Source organism: Natrinema sp. 1APR25-10V2 (assembly GCF_031626495.1).
In the GTDB taxonomy this organism is placed as follows: domain Archaea; phylum Halobacteriota; class Halobacteria; order Halobacteriales; family Natrialbaceae; genus Natrinema.
This window is the reverse complement of record NZ_JAMQOJ010000001.1, coordinates 943,473-960,989: the sequence shown is the minus strand read 5'-3', so window position 1 is coordinate 960,989 and position 17,517 is coordinate 943,473. Positions and strand designations below refer to the sequence as shown.

Annotated in this window: 16 protein-coding genes; 7 read left to right on the top strand and 9 right to left on the bottom strand. The window is 67.2% G+C overall.

Going from position 1 to position 17,517, the window contains the following annotated elements; all coding sequences use genetic code 11:
* The 3 genes from NDO75_RS04985 to NDO75_RS04975 form a co-directional block, all read right to left on the bottom strand.
* Positions 1 to 1,647 carry a phospholipase D-like domain-containing protein gene (locus NDO75_RS04985; protein ID WP_310904988.1) on the bottom strand — a complete coding sequence of 549 codons (1,647 nt, stop codon included), beginning with the start codon at positions 1,645 to 1,647 and terminating at the stop codon, positions 1 to 3.
* A gap of 78 nt (positions 1,648 to 1,725) precedes the next feature.
* Positions 1,726 to 3,066, bottom strand: coding sequence for a HEAT repeat domain-containing protein (locus tag NDO75_RS04980; protein ID WP_310904987.1), 1,341 nt, complete (start codon positions 3,064 to 3,066; stop codon positions 1,726 to 1,728).
* 66 nt (positions 3,067 to 3,132) lie between these two features.
* Positions 3,133 to 3,858, bottom strand: coding sequence for a protein sorting system archaetidylserine synthase (locus tag NDO75_RS04975; protein ID WP_310904986.1), 726 nt, complete (start codon positions 3,856 to 3,858; stop codon positions 3,133 to 3,135).
* Between the two features lie 109 nt (positions 3,859 to 3,967).
* On the opposite strand from NDO75_RS04975, the gene NDO75_RS04970 reads away from it, so the two are divergent.
* Positions 3,968 to 4,405, top strand: coding sequence for a plastocyanin/azurin family copper-binding protein (locus NDO75_RS04970; protein ID WP_310904985.1), 438 nt, complete (start codon positions 3,968 to 3,970; stop codon positions 4,403 to 4,405).
* Between the two features lie 94 nt (positions 4,406 to 4,499).
* Positions 4,500 to 4,805: a putative quinol monooxygenase gene (locus NDO75_RS04965; RefSeq protein WP_310904984.1), complete on the top strand. Its 306-nt coding sequence runs from the start codon at positions 4,500 to 4,502 to the stop codon at positions 4,803 to 4,805.
* Between the two features lie 141 nt (positions 4,806 to 4,946).
* Here the strand turns inward: NDO75_RS04965 and NDO75_RS04960 are convergent, their stop codons facing one another.
* The 6 genes from NDO75_RS04960 to NDO75_RS04935 form a co-directional block, all read right to left on the bottom strand.
* Positions 4,947 to 5,588 (bottom strand): 30S ribosomal protein S3ae, encoded by a 642-nt coding sequence (locus NDO75_RS04960; RefSeq protein WP_310904983.1) that lies wholly within the window; start codon positions 5,586 to 5,588, stop codon positions 4,947 to 4,949.
* The gene (locus NDO75_RS04955) at positions 5,585 to 5,893 is read right to left on the bottom strand and encodes a KEOPS complex subunit Pcc1 (RefSeq protein ID WP_310904982.1); all 309 of its coding nucleotides are present in this window, start codon (positions 5,891 to 5,893) and stop codon (positions 5,585 to 5,587) included. The genes NDO75_RS04960 and NDO75_RS04955 overlap by 4 nt, the downstream gene beginning before the upstream one ends.
* Positions 5,890 to 7,146, bottom strand: a complete 1,257-nt coding sequence (locus tag NDO75_RS04950) for an exonuclease (protein ID WP_310904981.1) — start codon at positions 7,144 to 7,146, stop codon at positions 5,890 to 5,892. The genes NDO75_RS04955 and NDO75_RS04950 overlap by 4 nt, the downstream gene beginning before the upstream one ends.
* Before the next feature lie 6 nt (positions 7,147 to 7,152).
* The gene (locus NDO75_RS04945) at positions 7,153 to 7,626 is read right to left on the bottom strand and encodes a 30S ribosomal protein S15 (RefSeq protein ID WP_310904980.1); all 474 of its coding nucleotides are present in this window, start codon (positions 7,624 to 7,626) and stop codon (positions 7,153 to 7,155) included.
* 193 nt (positions 7,627 to 7,819) lie between these two features.
* A complete protein-coding gene (locus NDO75_RS04940; RefSeq protein ID WP_310904979.1) occupies positions 7,820 to 9,898 on the bottom strand; it encodes a type II secretion system F family protein in 2,079 nt (692 codons plus the stop codon).
* The gene (locus tag NDO75_RS04935; protein ID WP_310904978.1) at positions 9,895 to 11,688 is read right to left on the bottom strand and encodes a type II/IV secretion system ATPase subunit; all 1,794 of its coding nucleotides are present in this window, start codon (positions 11,686 to 11,688) and stop codon (positions 9,895 to 9,897) included. Before NDO75_RS04935 ends, NDO75_RS04940 begins: the two co-directional genes overlap by 4 nt.
* Before the next feature lie 169 nt (positions 11,689 to 11,857).
* Between NDO75_RS04935 and NDO75_RS04930 the strand changes: the two genes are divergently transcribed.
* The 5 genes from NDO75_RS04930 to NDO75_RS04910 all read left to right on the top strand — a co-directional run bounded on the left by NDO75_RS04930 (position 11,858) and on the right by NDO75_RS04910 (position 17,344).
* The gene (locus tag NDO75_RS04930; RefSeq protein ID WP_310904977.1) at positions 11,858 to 12,328 is read left to right on the top strand and encodes a DUF5793 family protein; all 471 of its coding nucleotides are present in this window, start codon (positions 11,858 to 11,860) and stop codon (positions 12,326 to 12,328) included.
* A 106-nt stretch (positions 12,329 to 12,434) separates the two neighbouring features.
* A complete protein-coding gene (locus NDO75_RS04925; RefSeq protein ID WP_310904976.1) occupies positions 12,435 to 13,613 on the top strand; it encodes an ABC transporter ATP-binding protein in 1,179 nt (392 codons plus the stop codon).
* A gap of 122 nt (positions 13,614 to 13,735) precedes the next feature.
* Positions 13,736 to 14,380 carry a DUF998 domain-containing protein gene (locus tag NDO75_RS04920; protein ID WP_310904975.1) on the top strand — a complete coding sequence of 215 codons (645 nt, stop codon included), beginning with the start codon at positions 13,736 to 13,738 and terminating at the stop codon, positions 14,378 to 14,380.
* A gap of 69 nt (positions 14,381 to 14,449) precedes the next feature.
* Complete coding sequence (locus tag NDO75_RS04915) at positions 14,450 to 14,728, top strand: UPF0058 family protein (RefSeq protein WP_006181940.1); 279 nt, start codon at positions 14,450 to 14,452, stop codon at positions 14,726 to 14,728.
* Positions 14,729 to 14,785: 57 nt separating this feature from the next.
* A complete protein-coding gene (locus tag NDO75_RS04910) occupies positions 14,786 to 17,344 on the top strand; it encodes a transcriptional regulator (protein ID WP_310904974.1) in 2,559 nt (852 codons plus the stop codon).
* The last annotated feature ends 173 nt before the right edge of the window (positions 17,345 to 17,517 follow it).

The window sequence follows — 17,517 nt, the reverse complement described above, 5'->3', positions numbered from 1 at the left end:
TTAGTTTCGCATACTATTTTCGTGTATTCTGGTTTGGAACCCCAACTTGATTTCGCTGTTCCAGTTGGCGCTGCCGACGATCGCCACCTCCCGGTCGACCACGACGCCCTTCGCGTGGATCTTCTCGAAGCGGTCGGTGTCCTCGACCAGTCGCACCTCGAGCGGGAGGTCGTCGGTCTTCGCGAGGCGCTCGAGATCGGCCACGAACTGCTCGTTTTCCTCGGCGTTGTACCACGTCGAGCCCAGCAAGATGCGAACGTCGACGCCGCGGCGCGCCGCCTCGACGGTCGCCTCGAGCAGCGAGACGTCGGCGGCGATGCTCGGCTGAACGATGAGAAGTTCGTCGTCGGCCGCACCGATCAACTCCTGCATCCGTCGGTCGGCGTTGTCCGGTGCGATCAGCAGTTCGGCGGACTCGACTGGAACCGTGCTCGGCTCGTGGTTCGTCGGAAACTCGGGAGCGGACGACGAGAAGATCGATTGCTCGTCCTCGACGAACGAGGCGTTCGCGCGATAGGCCGCACCGGAGACGGTGTCCCAGCCCTCGAAGTCGGCGCGGAAAACGTCCGCGAGGTCGGCCGCGAGCGCCTCGTTCTCGAGGCGGACGCCCCAGCCGCGGCTGCTCTCGCCGCCGACGCCCGCGGGCTTCCAGTTCTCGGTCGTGACCAGCACGCGATCGTCGGCGACCGCGTATTTGGGGTGATGGTACCGATAGCGCGCGTCCTCGCCGTCGATGACCCGCACGTCGACGCCGCCGGCCTCGAGCGTCCGAATCACGTCGTCGGTCGGCACAGGGGTGCCGCCGACCGGGCTCGCCTCGAGGAGGACCGATACGTCGACACCGCGCTCGGCTGCGGCCACGAGCTCGTCGGTGATCGCGTCAGAGGTGACGGTGTAGCCCGCGAGCAGGAGCCGCTCGTCGGCGGTGCGAATCGTCTCACGCGACACGCCCGGTGCGTCCGGAAGGACGAACACCGTCGCATCGTCGACGCTGGCGCTCGAGACGGGGAGACAGGTCGCGTCTCGCGGCCACCACCGGCCGCTGGCGCGGTCACTCTTCGTTCCGTGTGCTGCGGCGTCGCCGTCGCCGGTCGTCGCCGCCCGATACCACTGTTCCGCCGTCGGCGCGCTGTCGTACGACACCGAACCGATCGTCGCCGTCGCGTTTCGCAGGCGGATGTCGTCGCCATCGTCCGCGAGTTGGAGATTGGCCTCGAGGCCGACGACCGGTGTATCAGTGAGCCGTTCGGTGACGTTGGGGGCCCTACTCACGGCCACGCGACCGGAACCCGTCGCGTTCGGGAGCCGCGCGGTCGTGTGGCCGTCGGTCAGCGTCAGGTTTCGAAGACGGGTGTGGGGCGGCGTCTCGAGGACGACGTACTCGCCGACATCGTCATCGGTGGTCGGGTTCGGGTAGAGACCGACGATCCTCGGGCGCGTCGGTGGGTCGGTGTCGCCGGTGGTCGTCGACGCTCGAGCGGGACAGGCGGGGTCGGACGGAACCGGAGTCGCCGCCGCGGTCGCTCGAGCGGCGACCGATCCGTTCGCAGCCGTCCCGTCGACGGGCGTGAGTCCCGAGAACGATGCGGTACCGGTGACGAGACAGCAGACGAAGACGGCGACGAGGGTGGCCCGACGGGCGTCCATCACCGCGTCTGGCCGCGTTTTCCTACTTAAAATCTCGGAGCCGCCGTGAAAACGGTGCTCGCGAGGAAGCGGTCGTCGTCAGGCCGCCGGCTCGAGGTCGACGCGTTCGGCTTCGGCCTGGACGAGGTAGGCCCGGTCGTCGCCGTAGTCGGCGACGATCTCGAGGGCGTCCTTCGTACCGATTCGCTGGAGTGCCCAGGCAGCACTGGCTCGGACGCGGTCGGACTCGTCGTCGGCGAGGACGTCCGCGAGCGGGTCGATAGCGCGGGTGTCGCCGATCAGGCCGAGGGCGCGAGCGGCCCAGCTTCGGACGTCCGCCTCGTCGGCGACGAGCTGCTGGGCGATCGGCTCGACGGCGGCTTCGGCACCGATCTCGCCGAGAGCGCGGAAGGCGGGCTGCTGGAGGTTCGGGTTGGAGTCGACGTAATCGACCAGCGTCTCCACGATCTCCTCGTCGTCGACGCCGATCGTGCCGAGGATGCGCATGGCCGCCTGATCGCGCCGATTGGCCTTCTGGAGCATCGGCTCGATGGCCTCTTCGGGTCCCATCCGTTCGAGGGCCTCCATGCAGTGTTCCTCCATGAAGTCCGAATCGAACGTCTCGAGCGCCAGGAGGATCATGTCGACGTTCCCCTGCTTCTCGTGGACCTTGAGCGCGTGCCACTCCGGCGGGAAGTCCTTGACGTGGTCGAGCACGTCGTAGTAGCCCTCTCGGCGGAGCCGTTCGCGGATCTCGAGGTCGGTCCACTCGGTCGCGTCGTCGACGTCGCTCTGGAGACCGTCGGTCGCGGAGAGGAGGCCGGCGATCGTCTCGGCGTCGTCGTCCGCGTCGAGGTCGGCGTTCTCGACCGCCTCGGCTGCCTCGTCGAGCGTCGCGTCGAGCTGATCGGGAACGGTCTCGCCCTGATTGATCAGGGTGACAGAACTGCCGAGCAGGTCGTTCAGTTCGTCGAGGAAGTCGTCGACCGCCTCGATCAGTTCGGCGTTGCCCTCCTCGGTCCAGCGGGTGCCGGTGATCGTTCCGCTCGCGCTCTCGATCTCGCTGACGACGTCCTCGCCATACGGGCCGCGCTGGTCCTCGAGGTCGGACTCGAGATCCGAGAGATCGCTCTCGGTCTCGTCGTACCGGTCCTGCAGTTCCTCCTCGGGCGCGGGCTCCTCGTCTTCCTCCTCGTCGTCGGTCTCGGGCGGCTCCGGTATCTCGACGGCCTCGAGGTCTTCGCGGAACGCCTCGAGGTCGGCCTCGACGACGTCGAGGTCGTCTTCCGTCTCGGCCGCCTCGAGCTCCGAAGCGAGATCCTCGAGGTCGGCGGCCAGCGCGTCGAGTCGCTCGCCGATTTCCTCGAGATCGGCCGGCTGCTCTTCGCTCGCGTCGTCCGCGGCGGCAGCGTCGTCACCGTTCGCCTCGTCCTCGCTCATCGTACCACCCGGGGACGACGCCGACGCGTGACAGTGTACATACTCTACGGTCGTGTCAGCACGGCCCTAAGCGTTTCCATGCACGTCGACCTCCGACGAACGTTCCTTCTCGCCCCAGTAGAGCCACGGGCTGAGCGTCATGTAGGCAAGCCCGAGCGTCAGGAGCGCGTACGGGAACGTCCGGCCGGCGAAGTCGGGGACGAGGATCGCGAGCGCGTGGACGACGCCCATGATCCCGGCGTCTCGAGCCAGCAGGTCGGGGTACTGGATCCGCGAGACCATCAGGTAACAGAACGCGCCGGTGACCGCGAGGACGAGCCAGGGGTAGGTCTCGCCGGCGAGGATCGCCGCGCCGAGCACCGTCGCGGCCAGCGTCGTCTGCACGCCCTCAGTGTAGCTGCCCGAAATATCGTAGGCGGTGTACATTCCCAGTCGGGTGACGGCCATCGCGACGAACAGCGCACAGATCCCCGCCACGGCCAGCAGTTCGGCCGTAACTGCGTCGAACGCGACCTCGAGTCCGGTCGTAACGACGACGAACGAGAGGACGGCGGGAGCGACTGCGAAGGAGGCCACGTCGGCGAGCGAGTCCAGATACGGGCCGGCGTCGGTGCCGCCGTACCGGCGCGCGAGGATGCCGTCGAGGCCGTCGGCGATGGCCGCCAGCAGAATGAGTCGGGCGGCTAACTCGATGTCGACGGTCGCGACGACGACGGCGACGAACCCCAGCGCCGCGTTGGCGATCGTCACCGCGTCGGCGACGCCCAGCCGACCGACGAACCGGGGGAGCATATGCCCGGATTCGACGGGGAGTTACCTTACGTGTTTTCGTTTCCGGGGCGTTCCCAGTTTCGGGGAGCGAACCAAGACGGTTATACCGCGACTCTCCCAACGATCCGGTATGCACCGGCGTGTCTACCTCGCCGCCGTCGGCACCGCCGCGTCGGCCGGCCTCGCGGGATGTTCGTCCGCGCTCAGCGTTATCGAGAGCGACCCCTGTAGCGGCGGGGATTGTCACATCGGTATGAATCGCACTGAGTTCCTCCCCGCCACCTACGAGGTCTCCGTCGGCGATACGGTCGTCTGGAAGAACACGAGCGAAGCCGACCACACCGTCACGGCCTACGGTGAGCTCATCCCCGACGACGCGGCGTACTTCGCCTCTGGCGGCTTCGAGGACCAGGATTCAGCGTACAACGCGTGGCACGGCGAGCGCGGTGGCCGTCTCGGATCGCGCGAGACGTACGAGCACACCTTCGACGTTCCGGGCACGTACGAGTACTTCTGTATTCCCCACGAACGCGGGAACATGACCGGCGAGATCGTCGTCACCGAGTGACTGCCGGGACGACCGACGACCAACGACCCGCTGCGCCGGCACAAATGCCTGACACAGGCAGTTTTATCCCTCGACGACAGGACGTTACTGTCGCATGATAGTAGTTCACGCGAGTTTTCCGCTCGACCCCGATAGCCGCGAAGAGGCGCTCGAACTCGTCGACGATCTCGTCGACGAATCCCAGCGGGAAGACGGGATAATCGACTACCGTGCCGCGACCGACGTGTCCGATCCGAACGTCGTCCGGTTCTTCGAGCAGTACGAAGACGAGGCCGCCCTCGGTGCCCACGGTCAGGCGGACCACTTCCAGGAGTTTTCGGCGGCGCTGCCGGACCTGCTCGCCGGCGAGCCCACGGTGACCCGATTCGACGTCGAGTCGGCCGAAGACGTCGACCTCTGAGCGGCCGCGTCGCGGATCCCGGCTCTCGCCGACCGGACTGGTGGAGAGCGACAGCGCTCCCTGACGGACTCGAGTCGATCGGCGATCGATCAAAAATATCGAACAGCGCCCAGCGAGTGTCGGCTGCGTTCGCCGTCCGAATCAGTCGTCCGCGGCGACGTCTTCGTCGTCGACGTCGACCGAGGTCGCTTCCTCTTCGGCGACTTCCTCGGGGTGAGCCTCGAGGGTGGACTTCTGGATCTCGACGCGGCGCAGCGGGTAGATCGTCTTGGCCTCGCCGTAGATGGCAGAGGAGAGGCGACCCTCGACGACGCTGTCGATGAGTTCCTCGAAGGAGCGCTCCTCGGCGGCCTCTTCGATCATCTCGACCATCGTTTCGCGGATGGCCTTCTCCTGGCTCGCGTCGGCCTTCTTGGTCGTGAAGGCGACGGGCTGGATCTGGACGCGGTAGTCGTCCGTCGTGAGGACGGTGACGTAGGCCTCGATCTTGGAGGCGCCGCGGCGGACCAGCGAGCGCAGGTAGTCGCGGGTCAGCGCGTGCTCGACGAACTCCGTGTAGGCGCTGTCGCTACCCACGTCGGCCACCTTGAAGGTGAGCTTCGTGTTGTTCTCGCTGGCGTTGTTGGTCAGTTCGCCGAGCGTCGTTTCGATGGTTCGGTCGTAGACTTTCTCGGGTTCGTCAGCGGGGGTCTCGCCGAGTTCCTGGCGGTCGAACTGCTCGGGTGCCAGGACGGTGTACCACCGCTTCTCCTGTTTCGCGCGTGAAACTGATCGTTCGCTCATTGTGTATCGTGTGTTGAGTCGGTATCGCTATCGGACGCAGGTCCCGCGTCCGTCGGTTCCGCGTGCTGTCCGTTCCGTGCGTGTGTCGCGACGTCGATCGCGACCGAGAGGTTGACGACGTAGTCGTCGACGGTCGAGCGGAGGCCGCTCGTCGTCTCGCGGTCGATCCGCGTGACGACCGTCCCGCGTCCCTCGTCGGTCCGCTCGACGGTCGTCTCCATCTCGTCGGTGTTGTCCGGGGCGAGCGACCGCGCGACGAGTTCGGGGTCGTCGCAGTCCGTCCGGATCGTCGCTCGCCGGCTCATAGCAGGTCCCTCACTGCCGCGATGATCGTCGATTCGTCCGTTCCGGGGTCGTATCGCAGGTATCCGCGCCGGTGGCCGACGTCGTAGTCGACGCCGGCAGCGTCCGTCGCCGAATCCGGCGCTGCGCCCTCGAGGTCGCGAGCGACGCCCTCGACGGTCGCGCCGAGGGGGTCGGTCTCGCGGGTCGCGATCGCGGCCTCGCCGTCATCGGACGGCGCCTGATTGCCCGAGGGACCCTGTCCCTCGCCGTTCGCGACGACGAGGACGGTCGGCTCCGGCGACCGGTAGGCCGCCGCAAGCCGTGCGACCGCCTCGACGGGGCCGTCGTCGATGCCGACGACGAACAGTCCGTCGTAGCGGCCGGTCGAGGCTCCCTCGAGCGCCGCGTGCGCGCGGCGTCCGCGTTCGCGCCAGGCCTCGAGTGCGCGCTCGCGAACGTCGTGGCCCATCGCCAGCGCCGTTCCCGTGCCGGGCTCCGTTCTGGCCGTCGCCTCGAGGACGTCGGCGAAGCCGCCGAGCGTCGCGAAGGGGCCGTCGGGCGTCGCGTACGGTCGCAGCGCTCGAGCGATCGACGCCGCGGCGGCGTCTGCAGCCCCCTCGGCACCGACGGCGTCGAGCGCGACCAGCGAGCCGATCGCGCGGTGGTCGTCCGCGTCGAAGGACGCGGGATCCCCGTCGGCGGCGTCGGCGAGCGCGTCACGAGCCGCATCGGGATCGCCTGACCACGGCGCACGAACGCGCGTCGAGTGTGCGAGCCCGTCGATCGGGTCCGCGGTCGGCACCGCGACGCCCGGCCGTCGCTCGAGGAGATCGCGCTCGCGTGCGGTCTCGACGAGCCACTCGCTCTCGCCAGCGCCGGGTTCGCCGCCGGCGGCGACGACGCCGGCCAGTGCGAGCACCGGATCCGGCGTCGCGCCGAGATCGCGGACGAGATCGACGGCCTCGAGCGAGGCTGGTCGGTCGGTCGCCGCCAGTCGGAGCACATTGTCCGCGTCGGCGGCTCCGTCGGCGGTGCCGACGACGACCGTCGCGTCGCCGTCACCGGTCGGCTTGCGAAGGCGTTCGGATCGCTCCGCGATCGTCCGGCCGACGGTCACCTGAAACGGCGTTTCGGCGGCGGCGAGGGCGCTCGCGATGAGCCCGCTCGCCGCGAGCGCGTCGCCGTCGGCGCGGGCGACCAGCCGAACGAAGCCGGCGCTCTCGAGTGCGCTGGTGGCGGATGCCGGCTCGGCGGATCGACCCTCGGTGGACATACGGGATTACTCGAGATCGTCGAGCAGTTCTGCCGCGAACTCGGGCGTGTACGTGAAGTCGGGCTCGAGTTCGTCGCCGCGGTAGTAGTCGACCAGGCGGCGCACCTTCGATTCGGTGTTCTGCAGGGCGCGCTTGTTCTGGGCGTCTTGGGGGTTCTGACGGATGTGCTCGCGCAGGCGAACTGCGCGCTCCATCAGATTCCGCAGGTCCTCGGGGACTTCGGCCGTGGCGTCGTTCTCCTCGAGGATCTCGGTGATTTTCTTCCCGGTCGCCAGCTTGACGTCCGGGACGGGCGTGCCGGTGACGCCTTCGTCACGCAGCTTCATTCCGATCTGACTGGGATCGTGACCCTGCTCTGCCAGTTCGACGACCCGGTCTTCGATATCGTCGGGGTCGACGTCGCTCCACTCCGGCGGTTCGTCTGCCGACGGCTTGTCCGAACCGGACGAGCCGCGACGGCGGGTGTGCATTCGTGCCATTGTTGAGGATAGGAACCGCACTGACCGCGCGTAAATACGGCTCTCGCCGTGCACTTCCGCAATCCCAAGCCGCCCGAAAGAGCGGGCGACGCAGTCGGATTTGCGGCCGTGCGTTTCCCAGTAGAGGTTCCGCCGTCGATGACTAAAGGGTTTCTACATCGACACCGCCGATACCGGCACGTCGGAGACGCCCTCAGAGGACGAGCGCGAACAGGGTCACCGAGAGCGCGAGCATGATCGCGGCGTGTTTCGCGCCCGCTCGGATGTCGCCGGTACTCAGCTGGCCGGCGATCAGCCCCGAACACAGCCCCTGGACGAGCGCCGCGTGATAGAACAGCGTGGCGTACGCGTCGGTATCGGCTCCGGAGAATCCACCGAGCTGTGACGCGGCCGCGCTCGATCCCAGCTCCGCGCCGTCGGCCGGGAGGTTCGGCAGGAGATACCCCGCCAGTACGGCGATGATGAAGAGGAACACGAGAAACGAGACGTAGACGACGACCATGTACTCGAGCATCGCCTGCCTGCGCTCTCTTTCGAGCCGTCTGTCGGCCGCCGCCCCTCGCGCGGCGATCCGGAGCGTGGTCGCGAGGTTTCCGCTGGCGTTCATCGACTCGGTCAGCAGCGTGACGACCCGCGAGATCGAGCGAGTGCCGACGCGCGCCTCGAATCGACGCAAGGCGGTCTGGAGGTCGGCACCCCACTGCACGTCGGCCCAGACGCGGTCGAGTTCGTCGCTGAGCGGCCCCAGATCCGATCCTCGAATCCGATCGATCGACGAGACGATCGACAGGCCGGCCTCGTTGACGCTAGCGAGGCGGTCGAGCAGGTCCGGCACCGCGGTTTCGATCGCCGTGAGCCGGCGGCGGTGGATCTCGTAGGCGACCGCGAAGACGGTCACGACGCCGAGCGTACCGACGGCGATCGCGTCGTCGATCGCAGTCGTATCGAATCCGCCCTCGAGCGCCGTCGGGAGTTGTGTCCCGATCGCCGCGAGCGCGATTGGAATGGTAACCGCGAGCGTGAGCGACGGCCGTTCGACGAACGTCCGGATCGGGTGGCCGAACCGCTCGCGCAGGCCCGCAATCCGGCGGTGGTACCGCACTCGCTCGACGTTGGGATGGGGGGTCGGGCCCGGCGCTGTTCCGGTACCGTCGGCTCGCGCCGTTCGGGCCGTCTCGACCGTCTGCGGTTCGGTGGCGGTCGGCTCTCCGTCGACCCCGTCGCTGGGATCGAGGTTGTCCGTCACCATGCTCAGGTAGACCACGAAGCCGAGGTTGGCGAGCGGCAAGAGCAGGTAGACCAGCGCCTGCAGCTCCCCGAACGTGTCGCCGGCGGCGATGCCGATGACGACGAGGATGGTGATCAGAAAGAGCGGCCCCGCGACCAGCACCGTGACGTAGCCCTCCGCCAGCGTGGCGAGCAGCTCGAGGATTCCTTCCCGCTGGGACTCGGCTTCCTCGCGGTACTCCTGATACTGGCGCTCGAGAAAGTCGGAGAGTCCCTGCCCGCTCTGGAGGACGCTGACGAGGTTCTCGGTGAACTCGCGAAACTGCGGGCTCGGTGAGCGCCGCCCCATCGTCTGGAGGGCGGTGACGACGTCGGTCCCGAACGTGTCCATCTGCTGGACGGCGACGGAAAACTCCGCGGCGGGTTCGCCGTACGTGTCCTCCTGGTCGGCGACGACCCGGACCACGTTCGGAAACGCCATCCCGCTCTTCGAGAGGGCGTAGACGAACGCCACCGTCGACGGGAGTCCCGCCTCGATCCGGCGGGCGCGAGCGGCGGCGACGTAGCCGGGATACCACCACCGGAACCAGTAGGTCCCGGCGCCGGCGACGGCCCCCAGTGTGAGCGCGGAGAACGCGAACAGGACGGCCAGTTCGCCGGCCGACAAAGATGGGAGCCCTCCGAGAGCTGCGAGGAACCCGAGCGGGCCGGGCAACGCCGCACGCATCGTTTCGGGGCCGACCGAGAGAACCGTCAGGAGACCCCAGACGGCGTAGACCCCGAGGATCGAGCCGACGAGCGCGGCGATCGCCGCGGACAGTAGCGTCCGCGAGCCGTACTCGCGGTCGGTCGTCGGGACGTGCGCAGCGCGCAAGGCCGCCCGCCGGTCCGGGTGGACGCTGGCGAACACGTCGACGTGACTTCCGAACGATCGGACCGCGACTCGAGTCAGCGCGCGATCGACGCGGTCGACGTACCTGGCGACGGCGACGGGCGAACAGAGGAGCAGGGCGATCACCAGCGGAACGAGGGTGACGGGGGTCATCGGTCCGTTGCCGTCTCGCCCCCGGTTCCGGGGTCGGTCTTCGCCGTGTGCTCGGTTTCGTCCCGCACGTCGGCGCCGTGATCGCGCTCGTCGCCGATCGTCTCGAGGACGCGCTCGGGATCGCCGTAGTACTCGTTGACCAGCGCGGTGAACCGCTGGTAGTCGGCGATGCCGTTGTCTCGGAGATACGTGAGGAACCGCTCGCGGTTCTCGAGTTCCGTCAGGAGTTCCTGCTGGCTCCAGCCGCGCTCGTCGCGGATCTCCGAGAGGACGTGGCTGGAACTGCTCCGGAACGTGTCGCTCTCGCTCTCCCAGGTGTACGCCGTCGAGTAGTCGAGTTCGCCGGTGCGCTGGTCGATTCCCTCGATTTCGGCGAGTACCTTGTTGCGGCGGACGCGCTGGTCGCCCGACCGAGTCAGCGTCTGGATCGAGAGGATGTCGAGGCTGCGAACCATCGACCGGGGGACGTTGATCGGCTCGTTCTCGAGCCGGTTGATCGCCGTCTGGACCGAATCGGCGTGCATCGTCGAGTAGGTCGTGTGACCGGTGTTCATCGCCTGGAAGAGGGTCATCGCCTCCTCCCCGCGGACCTCGCCGACGACGATGTACTCGGGGCGGTGGCGCAGCGCCGAGCGCAGCAGGTCGTACATCGTCACGTCGGTTCCCTCGTGGATGCGCTCGCGCGTGACCGACGAGAGCCAGTTGTCGTGGGAGAGCTGGAGTTCGCTGGTGTCCTCGATCGTCACCACTTTCGAGCGCGGCGGAATGAACATCGAGACGGCGTTCATGCTCGTCGTCTTCCCCGATGCGGTGCCGCCCGCAAAGAGCAGGCTCTTGTTGTGCTCGATCGCGAGCCAGAGGTAGGCCAACTGCCCGACGCTGAACGTCCCGTACTCGAGCAGGTCGATCGGCGTGAACGGTTCCTCGGCGTACTTTCGGATCGTGAACGCGGAGCCACGCGGCGTCACCTCCTCGCCGAGCGCGAGTTCGGCGCGGGAGCCGTCGGGCAGCGTCGTTTCGACCATCGGATCGCCGATGGAGATGTGTCGACCGGAGTGCTGGGCCAGCCGGACGACGAACCGGTCGAGCGCGGTCTTCTCGAACGAGACGTTCGTCTCGATGTCGGTGTACTCGTCGTGGTAGACGAAGATCGGCAGTCCGTAGCCGTCACACGAAACGTCCTCGACGTGCGGGTCGTGCATGATCGGGGCGAGCCGACCGTAGCCGCGGAAGTCGCGGTGGATATAGTAGAACAGCCGGTGGAACGTCGCCGCGTCGACCTCGGCCCCGTAGCGCTCGAGGGACTCCCGAATCGTCTCGCGCAGCAGCCCGTCGATATCGTCGCCGTCGGCCTCGCGATAGAGCAGCGGATCGCGAACGTCCTCGAACAGCGTCTCGAGCACGACCGCCTCCTCCTCGCGCAGCGAGGGTTCGACCGCGCGATACCGGTGTTCGTTCGCCTCGTCGTCGTAGCCGATCGAGACGAACGAGAACGGGGCGTCGACCCAGTAGCGGTCGACCTCCTCGAGACCGTCGGGATCGTCGAAGGAAACGAGCGGACCGTGCGCGTCTGGTTCGTAGTCGCCGACATCGACGGTCGATCCGCGCAGCGTTTCGACGACGCGCTGGATCCGTCGTCGGGCGACGTCGATCGTCGACGCCGGGCGCTCGTCGTCCGACGCTGGCTCGCGGTCACCGGTTTCGGCCGGCGCGTCGCGGCGGGGACGAGCACCGGCCGCGCTATCGACGGGCGCGTCCACGGCCGAGTCGGTGTGATCTGGAGGCTCCATTGAACGCAGGTTTCGTGACACGTCCGGGCGCAACCCTGATAAGTGAGATGGCCGATCAGTCCACCGGGCAGTCGTTCGGCCGTTACTCCCTCGCCGTCCGAACTGTGTCGCCGGCGTATCTGTTGTGCGTTACGTTCATACTGCCGGAGTCCGAAGCGACACGTACGGAATGAGGCGCGAGCACTTCACGTTAGACGTCAACAATATCGACTGGGTCGAAACCGACGGGGAACCCGAAAAGCCCGCGGTATCGATCGACTTCACCGGCCCGGCGACGATGCTTCGCGAGCGCCTGACTGGTCCCGACGGCGAGGTTCTCGAGGCGGGCGAGACGGACGCGGCCCTCCGACTCCAGGGACCGCTCGGGGACGACACCGCGGGAGTGGTGAGCGTGACCAACCGCATCACCGGCGAGTTCATCCTCGAACTCAACGAGGACGCCGACGACGTCCTCCAGTTCATCCGCGCGGCGCGGGGCTACGGCGAGACCGCCGCCGACGACGAGGGTCGGTACGAGGTCGAAATCACGCTCGACGGCGAGCCGTTCGTTACCTACGACAAACGGACGTTTCTCGTCTACGACGACGAAGGGAGCCTGCTCCGCCAGCACAGCCTGATTCCCAGCGGTGTGGAACTCTAGGGTTCTCTCGCTTCCGTTTTCCGCCAGCCAGAACTGGACCGGCAGCTATAAGTATTTTAGGCGTGCCTAAATAGAGTAACGCCGGCCCACGCCGGAGAGTCGATTTATGGGGAACGGAGAACTGCTCACGACGGCGGTCGAAGAACCAGTGCGAGAGCCGACGGCCGAGGAGCCGGTACTCGAACTCGACGGCATCGCGAAACGCTACGGCAGCCAGGACGTTATCGGCGACCTCTCGCTGTCCGTCCGCGAGGGCGAGATCCTGACCCTGCTCGGACCGTCGGGCTGTGGCAAGACCACGACGCTCCGGCTGATCGCCGGCCTCGAGCGGCCCGACGCCGGCCGGGTCCGACTCGAGGACGAGACCGTCTCGGGCGAGGGACGATTCGTCTCGCCCGAGGACCGCGATATCGGCGTCGTCTTTCAGGACTTCGCGCTCTTTCCCCACCTGAACGCCCGTGAGAACGTTGCCTTCGGCCTCCAGGACTGGAACGCGGCCGACCGCGAGTCCCGCGTCGACGACCTTCTCGAACTCGTCGGCCTCGAATCCCACGGCGATCACTATCCGGACGAACTCTCCGGCGGGCAACAACAGCGGATCGCGCTCGCGCGCTCGCTGGCCCCCGAACCCGAGATGCTGTTGCTCGACGAACCGTTCTCGAGTCTCGACGTGGACCTTCGCGTCGAGATGCGCGAGGAGGTCCGCCGGATCATCAAAGAGACGGGCGTCACCGCCATTTCGGTGACCCACGATCAGGAGGAGGCGCTGTCGATCTCCGACCGCGTCGCCGTGATGAACGACGGCGATATCGAACAGATCGACACGCCCCAGCGCGTTTTCCAGCAGCCCGAATCCCGGTTCGTCGCCGGCTTCCTCGGGCACGCGAGTTTCCTCGCCGGCGAGGTCCGCGGCGACAGCGTCGACACCGCGCTCGGCCGCGTCCTCCGTGACGACGTTCACGGCCTCGCTCACCAGTACGATGGCTCCGCCGTCGACCTGCTCGTCCGGCCGGACGACGTGACGGCCTACCCGGCCGACGAATCGGAAGCCGACGGCCGCGTCGTCTACCGACGCTATCTCGGTCCGACCGTCCTCTACCGCGTGGAACTCGACGACGGCGAGACGATCGAGTGCATGCACAACCACTCGGACCGGATCGATCTCGACGAGCGCGTCCGCGTCCGCGTCACCGCCGACCACGAACTCGCGTGGTTCCCCGCGGATCACCGTGAGGAGGGCAACGGCGACGCGAACGCGGATAGCGCCCCCGCTGGCGCTGACTGATCGGACGCACCCACAGCGTTTTGCGCTCTCCGTCTGCCATCCGTTTTCTCTGACTCCGATCACCACAGTTGTCAGCGACCCATACAGTCATCTTGATACGTCGTCCCTTACGAACCAGTACCATGCCCGACCGAAAACGGATCGCGACGTACTGCGGCGCCGCCGGGGCGCTCCTCTCGCTGGTTGCGATTCTCCTCGCGACCCTCCTCGCACCTCCGGAGACGTTCACCTGGGCCGACCGGGCGCTCTCGGACATGGGCCGGTACGGCGCCCCGACGTTTCCGGTGTTCAACGGCGGCCTGATTCTGGGTGGCCTCGTCGGCCTCCCCTTCGCCTGGCGGCTGTGGGTCGCGAGTCGGAACGCCCTCGAGCGGCTCGGCATCGTCCTGCTCGCGGTCGCCGTCCTCGGACAGATCGGGGTCGGGATCTTCTTCCTCGAACACACGGCAGTCTACCTCGAGACGAGTCTGCACGGGCTCGCGGCGCTGACCGTGTTCGGCGTCGCCCCGTTCGCGAGCTGGGTCTACGGCACCGGAGCGGCACTGGCCGGCGACGGCCCGCTCGCGGTCGCGTCGTTCTGGCTCGGCAACGTTCATCCGGTGGCCTGGCTGGCCTGGGTGCTCTCGCTCGGCGGGAGCACCGATACCGGGACGTGGTTCGCCGTCCCCGAGTTCGTCGCCGCCGTCGCCTTCGGGGGTTGGATTCTGCTGCTTGCAATCGTCATTTACCGCCGAGCCGACCGCGACTCGGACGGACCGAACCGCTGAGCGTTCGCACCAGTATTTGGGACCCTCGGCCACACAACGCTTAAATCGAGACCGTCCTTACAGGCGGGTATGCATAAGGACGAACTCCTCGAGCTCCACGAAGAACTCGTCGTCATCATGGAGTACTTCTCGGAGCGCGAGGAGGTCGACGAAACGCTGTTCGATCCCTACCGCCAGCTCGACGTCGATCCCTCGCACGTCCACAAGTCGAAGAGCGAACACAAACACGCGGTTTTCGTCCTCGGAAACGCGCTAGCGAGTGCGATGAGCGAAGACGAGTTCTCGAGCGCCGGCCGGATCGGCAAGCGCATGAAAGAACTCGCCGAGGATGCAGAGTCGAAGATATAGAAAAGATCGACCTATTCTAGGCGAAACGTATTTGGTGTGGTTCCCGCTTGTTGACGTATGGACCCGCGCACGCAAGAGCGCGTCGAGGAGTGGGACTCCCGCCCGTTCAACGGCGGCTTCGATGGCCTCTCCGATCTCGCTGCTGCTGATTTCTCGGGTGCCGTCTCCGCGGCCGGCACGTGGCTCTTTATGCTCAACGGCCGGATCGTCGGCGTCTTCGACGGCGACATCGAGGACTTCGAGACGGCCTCGGGAACGCAGTACGAGGCACCCCACCCGTCGCTACCGTTGCTCTGTACGATGGAGGAACGGGGCGGCGAGACACGGGCGAACTACTACACCAACGAGACGCCGCTCCGGGAGGTCGACAACACCCTCCAGAGCGGGTCGTTTACCGGCTACGTCGAACTGAGCGAGAACGTCTTGAGCGGCGACTACTACGCCGTCTATTACGGCGGTCGCCGCATGGCAGCCGCCTACATCGGGAACGCCGAACGGCTGCTCACCGGCGACGAGGCGTTCGACCGCGCGGCCGACGAAGTCGGGATCTACGAGGTCGTCGACGTCGAGATCGAGGTCACCGACGTTCCGGGAACGGGCGGCGCCGAGCCCGACTCGTCGGGCAGCGATCGGGCGACGGCGGACGGAAACGACGACGACGCGATCGACACCGGCGCTGCCGGTTCGTCCACGGTCGACGACACGGACGCCGAGCCGAGCGCCGATCCGACGACGTCCTCGATCGATCCGATCGACGTCTCGAGTACGGATACGGCCGACGCCGCAGCCGGCGACCCGATCGAGGACGTGACCGCCGACGACTCCGCGCTGACGGGCGACATCGACCTCACGGGCGATGCGTCGGGGATCACCGCGACCGAGGAGACGGAGGTCGAATCGGAGTCGGCATCGCCCGGGATCACGGAGGCCGAGCCGTCCCTCGACTCCGATCCAACCTCTCAGGCCGAGTCGACAGCGTCGGACGAAAGCGTCGAATCGGTAGACCGGAACGGGAACGACGAACCAGAGGTATCGGACGAAACGGATTCGTCGTCGACGACCGGCGTGGAAACCGAGTTTTCGGAGGCAGACGCCACGGCGGACGCCGCTGCTGGCGACGCGTCGGACGGCGATTCCGAGCCGATCGAGAGCGAACCCGAGACCGACGAGGTCGAGAGCCCGACGGATCCGGACCTCGCCGAGGTCGAGGCGGCGGCCGAGGAACTGGATCGAAACATCTCCTGGGTCGAAGAGGACGACGAGCCGGACGTAAACGCCGCCTCGACGGTCGAAGGTAGCACTACCGACGAGTCGGACGCCGGTTCGGCAGCCGAACCCGAATCCGACGAGGACGACCTCGAGGAACAGTTCGAACGCGAGGAGGAGTGGCGCGAGACGCGACGCATCCCGTCGATCGATCCCGACGACAGCGACTCGGACGCCGACTCGAGCAGCGGCGGCGGGAACGCTCGCACGGCCGGTGCCGAAGCGTCGACCGGCGGTCAGTCCGACTCGAGGGGAGGACGACCGGCCGACTCGGCGTCGACGGCGTCCCGGGCCAGCGGTCGCGGTGAACGGTCGCAGGCTCAGAGCCGCGGGCGCGAGACGGCGCAGTCTCGGACAAAGACGGCCGAGCAGGGGAATCAAGAGCAGGTCGCAGCGCTCACCGAGAAGGTCGAAACCTTGCAGGAGCAACGCGACGCGCTCGTGGCGAAAGCCGAGGAACTCGAGGCCGAACGCGACCGACTGCGATCGGAGAACGAGGATCTCTCCGCCACCGTCGAACGGCTTCAGTCCCGAATCGAGAGCCTCGAGACGGATTTAGAACAGGCTCGCACGCGAGAGACCGAAACGGGGGCCGGGGCCGCCGACGCCAGCGCGGGACGGGGAACGCACCTCTCGCCCCAGCAAGCCCTCTCGGGGACGAACCTCTTCGTCCGGTACGCCTCCAAGAGCCAACCGACCCTCGAGACGGCCCACGACGGCGCCGCCGACCGCAGCGAGGTCGCTTCGAACCTGCGGCTGGAACACCACACCCAGTTCGACTCGGCCGACGCCGTCGTCGACGGTGAGCCCTACGGGGACTTCCTCGCGTCGACGATGGAGTACCGGTTCGTCGACTGGCTCACCGAGATGGTGCTCTACGAGATCCGCGACACCGGCAACGCCGACGGACTGGGCGACCTGTACGATGCGATTCCCCGCATCGACCGGGCCGAACTCGGCGCGACCATCTCGTTAGAAGACGACGACACCGAGGACGTCCCCAATCAGGTCACCTTCGACATCGTCGCGTTCGACAAGATGGGGAATCCGTTAGTGCTGGCCACGCTCAACGATTCGCGCGAGCCGGCATCGAAGGCCCTCCTCGAGGAACTCGAGGAAGCCGCCTCCGCGGTGAAGGCCAACTATCCGTCGCTCGCGGCGGCGATCGCCGTCACCTCGAGTTACTTCGAACCCGGCGCGCTCGAGGTGACCGAACAGGCCACCAGCGGCGGACTCCTCAGTCGCGGCTCGAAGCTGAGTTACGTCAACCTCTCGCGCAAGGAGGGGTACCACCTCTGTCTGGCCGAATCGCGCTCCGAAGGGTTCCACATGAACGTTCCCGAGCTGTAGCAGTCGGGCCCGATTTCGCCGCCGGTACCTCGAGGGATGTTCGACACGAAAGCGCCGCTGCCAGCGCCGACAGTCACCGTCGTTCGGGAGTTCGCAAGCGAGAAGCGAATCGCTCGAGGAACGAGAAAAGTCAAAAGTCGATCCAGCCGTATCGTCATCGCTCGCGGGGACGG